Origin of the sequence: Pseudarthrobacter sp. NIBRBAC000502771, from assembly GCF_006517215.1 — a bacterium.
Taxonomy (GTDB): domain Bacteria; phylum Actinomycetota; class Actinomycetes; order Actinomycetales; family Micrococcaceae; genus Arthrobacter; species Arthrobacter niigatensis.
Genome location: NZ_CP041187.1, coordinates 1865394 through 1875952, shown reverse-complemented (window position 1 = coordinate 1875952; position 10559 = coordinate 1865394). Strand labels below are relative to the sequence as shown.

Annotated in this window: 7 protein-coding genes; 6 read left to right on the top strand and 1 reads right to left on the bottom strand. The window is 66.7% G+C overall.

Features of this window, described 5'->3' with window-relative positions; translation table 11 throughout:
- Nucleotides 1-23 precede the first annotated feature (23 nt).
- The 3 genes from NIBR502771_RS08730 (at nucleotide 24) to NIBR502771_RS08720 (ending at nucleotide 4417) form a co-directional block, all read left to right on the top strand.
- Nucleotides 24-2033 (top strand): beta-galactosidase, encoded by a 2010-nt coding sequence (locus NIBR502771_RS08730; RefSeq protein ID WP_141159411.1) that lies wholly within the window; start codon nucleotides 24-26, stop codon nucleotides 2031-2033.
- 109 nt (nucleotides 2034-2142) lie between these two features.
- A complete protein-coding gene (locus NIBR502771_RS08725) occupies nucleotides 2143-2439 on the top strand; it encodes a DUF4190 domain-containing protein (RefSeq protein WP_141159410.1) in 297 nt (98 codons plus the stop codon).
- 457 nt (nucleotides 2440-2896) lie between these two features.
- On the top strand, nucleotides 2897-4417 hold the full coding sequence (locus NIBR502771_RS08720; RefSeq protein ID WP_246839842.1) for an HNH endonuclease signature motif containing protein: 1521 nt from the start codon (nucleotides 2897-2899) through the stop codon (nucleotides 4415-4417).
- Between the two features lie 116 nt (nucleotides 4418-4533).
- On the opposite strand, the gene NIBR502771_RS08715 is transcribed toward NIBR502771_RS08720, so the two are convergent.
- Nucleotides 4534-5907: an ABC transporter substrate-binding protein gene (locus tag NIBR502771_RS08715; RefSeq protein WP_141159408.1), complete on the bottom strand. Its 1374-nt coding sequence runs from the start codon at nucleotides 5905-5907 to the stop codon at nucleotides 4534-4536.
- A 328-nt stretch (nucleotides 5908-6235) separates the two neighbouring features.
- On the opposite strand from NIBR502771_RS08715, the gene NIBR502771_RS08710 reads away from it, so the two are divergent.
- The 3 genes from NIBR502771_RS08710 to NIBR502771_RS08700 are packed head-to-tail and all read left to right on the top strand — an operon-like array spanning nucleotide 6236 to nucleotide 10550.
- On the top strand, nucleotides 6236-7390 hold the full coding sequence (locus NIBR502771_RS08710) for an acetylxylan esterase (protein ID WP_141159407.1): 1155 nt from the start codon (nucleotides 6236-6238) through the stop codon (nucleotides 7388-7390).
- Entirely contained in the window at nucleotides 7387-9438 is a 2052-nt protein-coding gene (locus NIBR502771_RS08705) for a DUF6807 family protein (RefSeq protein ID WP_141159406.1), read from the top strand. The genes NIBR502771_RS08710 and NIBR502771_RS08705 overlap by 4 nt, the downstream gene beginning before the upstream one ends.
- Nucleotides 9435-10550, top strand: a complete 1116-nt coding sequence (locus NIBR502771_RS08700; protein WP_141159405.1) for a Xaa-Pro peptidase family protein — start codon at nucleotides 9435-9437, stop codon at nucleotides 10548-10550. The genes NIBR502771_RS08705 and NIBR502771_RS08700 overlap by 4 nt, the downstream gene beginning before the upstream one ends.
- Nucleotides 10551-10559 lie beyond the last annotated feature (9 nt).

Here is a 10559-nt window from a genome sequence, read left to right as displayed (position 1 = left end):
TGAACACAAGAGGAGCCCCAAGAATGCAGGAACCCAGCGGTCCGTCCCCAGTCTGGAGCAAGGTGCAGGGCCTCGCCTTCGGCGGCGACTACAACCCGGAACAGTGGCCCCGCAGCGTGCGCGCGGAGGATCTGGAACTGATGCAGGAAGCGGGGGTGAATCTCCTCAGCGTCGGCATCTTTTCCTGGGCCCTGCTGGAACCGGCCGAGGGACAGTACGACTTTGGCTGGCTGGACGAGGTCATGGACAACCTCGCGGGCATCGGAGTGAAGGTGGCGCTGGCCACCGCCACCGCCGCTCCCCCGGCCTGGCTGGTCCGCAAGCATCCGGAAATCCTGCCGGTCACGGCTGACGGGACCGTGCTGGGGCCGGGCTCGCGGCGGCACTACACGCCGTCGTCGGCCGTGTACCGCCGCTATGCCACCGGAATTACCCGCGTGATCGCCGAACGATACAAGGACCACCCGGCCCTGGCCCTGTGGCACGTGGACAACGAACTCGGCTGCCACATCTCCGAGTTCTACGGGGATGAGGACGCCGCCGCTTTCCGCACCTGGCTGGAGCGCCGGTACGGGACCGTTGATGCGCTCAACACCTCCTGGGGCACGGCGTTCTGGTCCCAGAACTACGGTTCCTTTGACGAAATCCTGCCGCCGTCCGTCGCCCCGTCCACGCTCAACCCGGGCCAGCAACTGGACTTTCAGCGGTTCAACTCCTGGTCCCTGGTGGACTACTACCGGCAGCTCGTGGCGGTACTGCGCGAAGTGACGCCGGACGTCCCCTGCACCACCAACCTGATGGCCTCAAGCGCCACCAAGTCCATGGACTATTTCGACTGGGCCAAGGAACTGGATGTCATCGCCAACGACCACTACCTTGTGGCCGCCGACCCCGAACGGCAGGTGGAACTCGCGTTCAGCGCGGACCTTACCCGCGGCATTGCGGGCGGTGACCCATGGATCCTGATGGAACATTCGACGTCGGCCGTGAACTGGCAGCAGCGCAACCAGCCCAAGATGCCCGGCGAGATGCTGCGGAATTCCCTGGCGCACGTGGCGCGCGGGGCGGACGCCGTGATGTTCTTCCAGTGGCGCCAGAGCTTTGCCGGCTCGGAAAAGTTCCATTCCGCGATGGTGCCGCACGGAGGGCGGGACACGCGGGTGTGGCGCGAGGTGGTGGAACTGGGCGCAGCGCTGAAACGCCTGGAACCTGTGCGTGGTTCGCGGGTTCAATCCCGGGCCGCCATCGTCTTTGACTACGAGTCCTGGTGGGCCAGCGAGATTGATTCCAAGCCCAGTATCGATGTGAAGTATTTGGACCTGTTGCGGGCGTTCCACCGCGCCCTGTTCCTCCGCGGAATTACCGTGGACCTGGTGCACCCGTCCGCGTCGCTGGAGGGGTATGGCCTGGTGCTCGTGTGCACGCTGTACGCCGTGTCCGATGACTCCGCCGCCAACATCGCCGCGGCCGCCTCTGCCGGGGCCACGGTGTTGGTGAGTTACTTCAGCGGAATTGTGGACATGCAGGACCACGTGCGGCTGGGAGGCTATCCGGGCGCGTTCCGCGGTCTCCTGGGCGTGCGCGTGGAGGAATTCCACCCGCTGCTGGCCGGGTCCCAGCTGAAACTCAGCGACGGGACCGTCTCGTCGGTGTGGAGCGAGCATGTGCATCTGGCCGGCGCGGAGGCGATACAGGCCTTTACCGGGTATCCGCTGGACGGCGTTCCCGCCGTCACCCGGCGCCCCGTGGGTTTCGGGGCGGCCTGGTACCTGGCTACCTTCCCCGATCCCGATGGCATTGATGCCCTCCTGGACAAACTGCTCGCCGAATCCGGGGTTTCCCCTGTTGCCGACGCCGATCCTGGAGTGGAGCTTGTCCGCCGGGTTTCCGAGGACGGGCGGAGCTTCCTGTTTGCCATCAACCACACGCGCTCGGCTGCTTCGGTTTCTGCCACCGGCACCGACCTGCTGACGGGTGAGTCTTTTGGCGGCACGGTTCCGGCCGGGGGTGTCGTAGTGGTGGCCGAGGGTTAGATAGGTGGTTGCCATACGGGAAGCGTCAAAACCTCCTGAGGTGACCCAGGAGCCCCGGGGACGACGGCCCAGAGCTAGACTCACTCTCACAACTAGGTTGGGGGACTAAATGAGTAGACCTGCATACGCGACTCACACGGCAACGCATCGACTGAACAAACTGGCTGTTGCATCGATTGTGTTTGCTGTCGTAGCAGCATCAGGTTTCTGGGTTTTTGGAGTCGCGGTTCTTGCTGTCTTTGCAGTGGGCGCCGGGCACGTCGCCGTCAATCAGATCAAACTCAAAGATGAGCGAGGAAAAGGGCTGGCAGTCGCTGCTCTCGCCGTTGGGTACTGCATTGCCACGCTGGCATTGATCAGCACTTTGGGCTTCATACCGAGCGTCGTCCATCAGCTATCGCAGTAATCGCGTTTCCCAAGGCATATTCTGTGGGCCTGCTTGGGGACCGGGGTGGGGCGTATGGCCGGAAGAATGGGGCTCTCATCACTGACCCTCACGCTATTGGCAGCCCTGTGTGCGTGCGGAGAGCCAGCAACGCCGCTACCAACAGTTGTTGAACTCGCTGCCACGGGGTATCGCTTTGCTCACAGGGTCCTGCACTAGTGCAGATACGAGTTGCCGGGCGCCCGCCACCACTGTGGAGTCGAAGTCCATATCCGTCGCCACGACCCAGCTTCTGTCCACGGCCACAGGATTTTCGATCACGGCAGGAACTGTGGGAAATGGTGCCAGGGCACATGATTCACCCATCCGCGGTCGCGGTAGAACTGCGGCGCGGAGCTGCAGGGGGTGAGAAACCGCCTTTTCCACATAGGACGTAGGGGCCGTCGGAATTGTCAGAGGGTGCTGGAAGACTCTGCTTATGGAGGCGGTTGAAGTGGGAGCAAGAGTTCTGGAGGCGAAGCCTCAAGTGCCTTGCATCGCTGATGTGCTTAACCTGTTGGCCCGTGTTCCCCTGGCTGCTGATGGTGCGGGCTTGATTGACCAGATTCGCGGGCTGGAGGAGTTGAAGTGCTTTGCCGGTGCCCGGCAGGCTGAGGCCGCGGTCGCTTTTGACCTGTCCCAGCGGCGGGAACAGGCCGACGCCGGGGTCCCGGCCGCCGGGCAGGGTGCCGGGGTCGCGGCGCAGATCGCCCTGGCAAGGCGGGAGTCCCCGGCCCGGGGTTCCCGGCTGCTGGGCCTGGCCAAGGCGTTAACCGGGATGCCGCACACGTTCGCCGCGTTCCTTGCCGGGCTGCTCAATGAGTGGCGGGCCACCCTGATCGTGAAGGAAACCATCTGCCTCACGCCCGGGGACCGGGCCGGGGTGGATGAGGAACTCGCCGCCGATACCGGTGCCCTGGACGGTGCGGGAGACAAAGCGATCATCGCCGCCGTCCGCGCCGCGGCGTACCGGCGGGACCCGGCCTCCGTCGCCAAACGCGCCGCCCGGGCCGTGAGCGAGCGGGCCGTGAGCCTGCGTCCGGCCCCGGACACCATGACCTACCTGACCGCGTTGCTCCCGGTCGCCCAGGGCGTGGCCGCCTACGCCGCCCTGGTCCGGGACGCCGACACCGCCCGGGCGGCCGGGGATGACCGGTCCCGTGGCCAGGTCATGGCCGACACCCTCGTCGAACGCCTCACCGGCACCCCCGGCGGCATCACCGGGGTTCAGATCCAGCTCGTCATGACCGACCGCACCCTCTTCCGGGCCGACGCAGAACCAGCACGGCTCCCCGGCTACTGCACCATCCCCGCCGAACCGGCTCGGGCCATCGCCCTCACCGGCGGACCAGCCGCGGGAAGACCGGTGACCGGCGAGGGAGCCGCTCATGAACTCGACCTGTGGGTCCGGCGGCTTTACACCGTTCCGGGCAGCGGCGAGCTCGTGGCGATGGACTCCACAGCCCGGCTCTTCCCGCCAGGGCTGAAACGGTTTCTCCAGGTCCGGGACGGCACCTGCCGAACCCCGTACTGCGACGCCCCGATCAGGCACCACGACCACATCACCGCCTGGCACACCGGTGGACCCACCAACGTGGATAATGGCCAAGGTTTGTGCGAAGCCTGCAACCACACCAAAGAAACCCCCGGCTGGACGGCCCAAACCATCCAGGGACCGCGGCATACCGTGGCAACCACCACCCCCACCGGCCACACCTACCACTCCACCGCCCCACCACTCCCCGGGAGCGCACTTCTAACCGCCAGCCTGCCGTCCGCCGACGTGCCGCAGCGGGAGGTCAATGATTTCCTGCCGCTTCGGGGTGAGCACGGACTGGATCCTGGCCAGCATTTGAAGAGCCCTGCTGGCCACGTGCTGGGAAGGGTGTCTGCACCCCGCGCCCACGGACCGGCGGAGGGTCGGCAGCGGTTACGGCCCAGGGAGAGCAGCGTCCCGTAGGGAACCATCGTCAGTCAGCAGGACCTTCCTCAACAGCTCCGCCATTGGACAGCTCTGCCCCGGAGGAACCGCCGGTCCCCCGGGGCAGAACCGGGTTTGAATATGTTCCCAGTGGCCTAGCTGCGGATGGCTGTTTTCATTTCGTCAGTTGCCTTCTTGCCGGCTTCGTCCGTGGACAAGCGTTCAAAAAGGACCTCTGAGGTGTACCGCTTGATGATCTCCTGGATGGCCCCTGCACCCTTGGGCGGCGGGGCCGGAGCCTCTCCCAGTTCATCCTTGATCTCGTCGATGAACTTGACCACCTTGGTATCGGCCGGAGTCAGCTTGGGCGCGATGGCTGCACGGACATCCGAGTTAGGATAAACGCCGCGGTCCGCCAGGAGTGCCTCGCCGGCCTTCACATTGTTGGTGAGGAAATCGATGAACTTTGCCGCTTCCTGCGGGTGTTTGGTGCGTGAGGAGGCGGACCAGAACTGCGAGGCCTTGTACCAAAGCTTCGCCTCATCGGCGGCACCGGCTTTGGAGGGGAAGCGCAGGATCTTCAGGTCGCCGCCGGAGGCCTTTTCCAGCGCCGGAGCCTGGTTGGACCACCAGAAGGCCATCGCGTTCTTTCCGGTTGCCAGGCCGCTCTGGTCCAGCGGCGCGGCATCAGCCTCCACCACTTCGGCAGCAGGCGGTACGGCCTTGTTTTGGCTCAACTGCTTCAGGAATGCCCACCAGCCGGCGATGTCGGCCGGTTCGAAGCCCAGCTTGCCATCAGTGGTGTAGAGCGACTTTCCGTTCTGTCGAAGCCACACGCCCAGGGAGGCCTCGTCGGTTCCGTAGGCGGCCGAACCGTACGTACCTTTCGGGGACTTGGCAGTAATGTCGGCCGCGATGCGCCCAAAATCCTCCCAGGTCCACGTGGAGTCGTCCGGCAGTGGTACGCCGGCTGCCTGGAAGACCGCGGGGTTGGCCAGGATGGTGGCCGCGTTGATGCCGGCGGCAATACCGGTCAATCCCTTATCGCTCCTGCCTGCATTCAGCGCTGCCTCGTCAAGCTTTGAGGTGTCGATGCCGTACTTGGAGAGGTCAAGGAGCGCGCCTCGGCTCGAGTATTCGGTAATGTACTTTTCGTCCACCTGGATGACGTCGGGAGCATCGTTGGCCGCGGTCTGGGTGGCAAGTTTGTCCCAGTAGCCACTCCAGTCACCGAACTCCGGCTTGACCGTGATGTTGGGATTTTCGGCCTCGAACGCTGCGATGGCCGCCTGGGTCAACTGCGCCCGTTTGTCACCTCCCCACCAAGTGAAGCGAAGTTCCACTTTGCCGTCCGCGCTTTTCGGTGCTGCTCCCCCGCCGCAGGCGCTGAGGGCCAGGACGGCTGCCGTCGCGGCAGCAACCGCTATCGCCCATCGGACCCGGCCCTTCCCGGGACGGCGGGGCGCGCCTGGTGCGGGAGCCCTTGGGGGCTGATGTGCAGACGCCGCGGGGCGGGGTGAACGTGGCACTGTGTACTCCGATCATCGTTGATCTGTCGGGGATGGGGGCTGAACTAAGGAAGGCGAAGCATGAAAGCGCTTTCCACAAGTTATAATACAAGCTTAGAACTTGTAGAATAAGATGCTGGGGAGGTTGAAGGATTTGAGGCAACGGAACCCCTGTCCCTAAGCGTTCGGCCTGGACCCCAAGGGCGCCGCACGGCCTGGGGATACCGCTTGTTGACGCACCAACAACCCTTTGTTAAGTTGAGAGAAACCGTTTTCTTGGTGGTTATGCCTCCCGTAGACAGTCGGCGCCACGGTCCATGAATACGCATTCCGAGGAAGGAGCCGGCCAATGAGCCCAACACCAAGGCCCAGCGCCATCGCCGGCTACGAGGACTGGCCGGCCTACGTGCGCAGCAAACCACGGCACCGGGCGTCGGCAGCGGTGGCTCAGGAACTATCGGACGCCCTGGGTGTACCGGGTCCGGTGGCACCGCCGGATGTGACGGTGCAATGGGAACGCACGCACGACGGCGCCACCACCTCCCAGCTCAGCTGGCAGTTGGGCTTTGGGCCCCGCACCACGGGCTGGCTGGTGCGGCCTGCCGGGCACCCAGGTCCCCTGCCGGGCGTCCTGGCACTGCACTGCCACGGCGGCAACAAGTTCGGCGGCGCGGACCGGCTGGTGGAGCTTCCCGATAACCATCCGTCAGCCGCATCCGCCCGTGCCGGGCACTACGACGGCCGCGCCCTGGCTACTGACACCGCCCGGAGGGGCTTTGTTGTCCTGGCCCATGACACCTTCGCCTGGGGCAGCCGCCGCTTCGACCTCTCCTCAGCTCCATGGCGCACTGCAGCCGCAACGGCGGCGCAGCACGCGCAATGGCGGGAGGACGGCGTCGTTCCTTCCGCTGCGGACGAATACAACGCGACCGCGGGCTTCCACGAGGACACGGTTGCCAAAGCGGCAGGACTGCTGGGCACCAGCCTGGCAGGCATGGTGGCACATGACGACCTCGCCGCCCTGGAAGTCCTGGCCGCCCGGCCCGGCGTGGACCAGGACCGGCTGGGCTGCATCGGATTCTCCGGCGGAGGGGGCCGCTCGCTCACCCTGGCTGCCCTGAGCCCCCGGATCCAGGCCGCCGTGGTGGCATGCATGATGACCACCTTCGAATCCCTCTTCCCCGCCTACCTGGACGCACACTCGTGGCTGCTTCAGACTCCCGGCCTGTGGAAACTGGGCGACTGGCCGGAGCTTAGCGGCAGGTCGGCGGCGGCCCGGTTCCTGGTGCAGTACGCCCTTGCCGATGAACTCTTTCCCGAGGACGGCATGCGCCAGGCACACCAACTGCTGGAATCAATGCATGCCGGCACCGGCAGGTACACGGGCAGCTTTTGGCCCGGAGGCCACGTATTCACTGCTGCCATGCAGGACGAAGCCCTCCATTTCCTGGCGCAAGCCTTGGCCCCGCAACCCCTTCCCACCTCTCCCCAAGGACCCCGATGACCGCACAGCATTCCACCGCCGCGGATCCGACACACCAACAGCGCGCTGCTGCCTCCGTCCCGCGGGTGGCACTTGTGGGCGTACATGGCTTCGGCGAACATCACCTCGCCAACCTGGCCCGGCTTGAAAAAACCGGCGCACTGGAACTGGTAGCTGTTGCCGATCCCAATCCGCCGCGCCCCGGCACCCTCGCCGGGTCGGTCGCCGTGTTCCCCGATTTCGCCGCGCTGCTGGCCGCCCGGCCGGGCGCCGACGTCGTCATTATTGCCACCCCGATCCAGACGCATGCCCCGCTGGCGGCCGCGGCGCTGGAAGCCGGAATGGACGTCTACCTCGAAAAGCCACCGGTGGCGTCGCTGGCCCAGTTCGAGCAGGTCGTTGCTGCCGCGAACGGCAATGGCCGCCTGGTCCAGGTGGGCTTCCAGAGCCTGGGGTCCCACGCCTTGCCGGCCGTCAGGGAGATGGTGGAGGCAGGGAACATCGGTACCGTCCTGGGCATCAGCGCCAGCGGCCAGTGGCTGCGGACCAAGGCCTATTTCAAGCGGTCGCGCTGGGCCGGAAAACGCAACCTGGACGGCACGGATGTGGTGGATGGCGTGGCAACCAATGCGCTGGCCCACGCCGTTGCCACCGGGCTGCATCTGGCCGGGGCGCACACTGCTGCCGACGTCGCCTCCGTGGAAACTGACCTGTACCGGGCCAATAACACCGAAAGCGATGACACCTCCATCATCCGGGTCCGCACCGCACTGGGAACCACGCTGTTGTGCGCCCTGACGCTCTGCGCCCCGGAACAGCTGGACCCCTCCGTGACCGTGCACGGAACCCTGGGTGACATTACCCTTTCCTACACGAAAGACGAGGTGGTCATCACTACCCCGGACGGCGAGCGCCGGGAGTCGTACGGCCGGACCGACCTGCTGGAGAACCTGCTCGCCTCCCGCGCCACCGGCGTGCCGCTGCTGTGTGGGTTGGAGGATACCGGTGCGTTCACCACCGTGCTGGAGGCCATCCGCACCTCACCCGAGCCAGCCCCGATAGGCGCCGAACACCTGGCCTGGGAAGGCGAGGGAGACGACGCCCACCCCGTGGTTCGCGGCATAGCGGACCTGATCCAGCGGGCCGTCAAGGCGCAGGCTACCTTCGCCGAACTGGGCGTCCCCTGGGCCCGCCACCTTCCGCCGGTCCACACGCTGAGCGTGGACGGCAGGCCCGTAGCCGAGTACCAGGACGGCAGCCATGTCCGTGCAGTCTCGTCCCCGCGCCCCTATCTGCACCCGGTCCGCACCCTGGGCGGCACCGTGGTCACGGACCACCAGCCACTGGACCATGTGTGGCATCTGGGCGCCGGGGTGGCCCTGCAGGATGTGGACGGCGTGAACTTCTGGGGCGGGCGCACCTACACCCGCGAAGCCGGCCAATACGTCTGGCGCCCGGACCACGGCAGCATCACGGTCACCGGCACCACAGCCGGGCAGCATGATGCGCGCGAAGGCCGCCCCGGACGGCTGCAGGAGACCTTGAGCTGGAACAGCCCGGACGGCGCACCCATCCTCCTGGAGGAACGCACCTGGGCGTGGTCCGGCGTCGCGCCCGCCATCTGGCGCCTGTCCCTGGACTTCGCCCTCTCCCCCGCCGGAAACAAGCCTGTCAGCCTTGGCAGCCCGGGATCCAACGGCCGGTTCGGGGGCGGATACGGCGGGTTCTTCTGGCGCCTGCCCGCATGCGAAGGCGCCACGGTCTGGACGCCGGCAGGAAGCGGCGAGCCGGCAACGCACGGCAGCGTCACGCGCTGGATCGCCTGGGCGGGAACGTTCGACGGCGGCCCGGCCACCTTGGTGTTCGTCGCCCCCAACGATGCTGCGGACCCGTGGTTCGTGCGGGTGGACGGCTACCCCGGCGTGGGGCAGTCCCTGGCCTGGGACTCACCTGTGATTGCCCGGCCAGGCAGCCCAGTGCGGCGCAGCATCACCGTTTTTGTGGCCGACGGAATCCTGGCCACGCCCGACGTCGAAACATTGATCCACCAGCAGGGAGACCCGTCATGAGCCAAACAACAACCACTGCCGCTCTCCGGCGGGAGCCGCGTGTGGCTCCAGGCGCGCCGGCAGACCGCGCCATCAAGCGGCGCCGGGTGCTGGACATCCTGGATGCCGCGGGCCGAGACTCCTTGCTCCTGACCACCACAACGGCCCTCTCCTGGTACCTGGACGGCAGCCGGGTGCACATCAGCCTGGCCGGTGATCCCATCGCCGCCCTCCTGGTGGACCGCGATGGCGACCATCTGGTGACGTTCAACAACGAAGCCGCCCGGATTGCTGCCGAAGAGCTGCCAGCCGGTGTTAACCTGCACACCGTCCCCTGGTACGGGGACCTGCACCAGGCTGCGGCCGCCGTCGGCAGTTCCACCGCTCCACCGCTGGCGGAGGCGGACGCTGCCGTACAACTGCGCGCCGCCCGGCAGCAGCTCCTCCCCGCGGAGAGCGCCCGCTACTCCCACCTGGGCGCGGAGCTGGCAGGCATCATGACGGACGTCCTGTCCGCCGCCCGGCCGGACACCACGGAATTCGAGCTCGCTTCAGCGCTTGCCGGGCGCGTGGTGGCGGCCGGTGCGGAGCCCCTGGTACTCCTCTGCAACGGCAGCTCCCGCAGCACCTTCCGCCACCCGCTGGCAACGCATTCCCCTCTCGGCAGGCGTGCCATGGCGGTGGCCTGCGCCCGCCGCGACGGCCTCATTGCCAACATCACCCGCTGGATCAGGTTCGACGCCGGCACCCCGGAAGAGCGCGACGCCGAGGCCCGCATCGCGGCAGTTGAGGCAGACATCTTCGACGCTACGGTTCCCGGCGCACGGCTGGACAGGATCTTCGCCGGGATCCAGGCCGCCTACGTCCGCCATGGTTTCGGGGCGGACCAATGGGAGCAGCACCATCAGGGCGGCCCTGCCGGTTACGCGGGCCGGGACCCCCGGGTGACGTCCGCCGCGACGGACACCGTGGTCCTTAACCAGGCCTTCACCTGGAACCCGTCGGGTCCCGGGGTCAAGATCGAGGATACGGTGCAGCTCACGGCGTCCGGACTGCAGGTCCTTACCGTGGACCCCCGCTGGCCGGTGGCCACCGTGAACGGGCTGGACCGGCCGGTGACGCTGCAGCTGTAACAAAGCTCT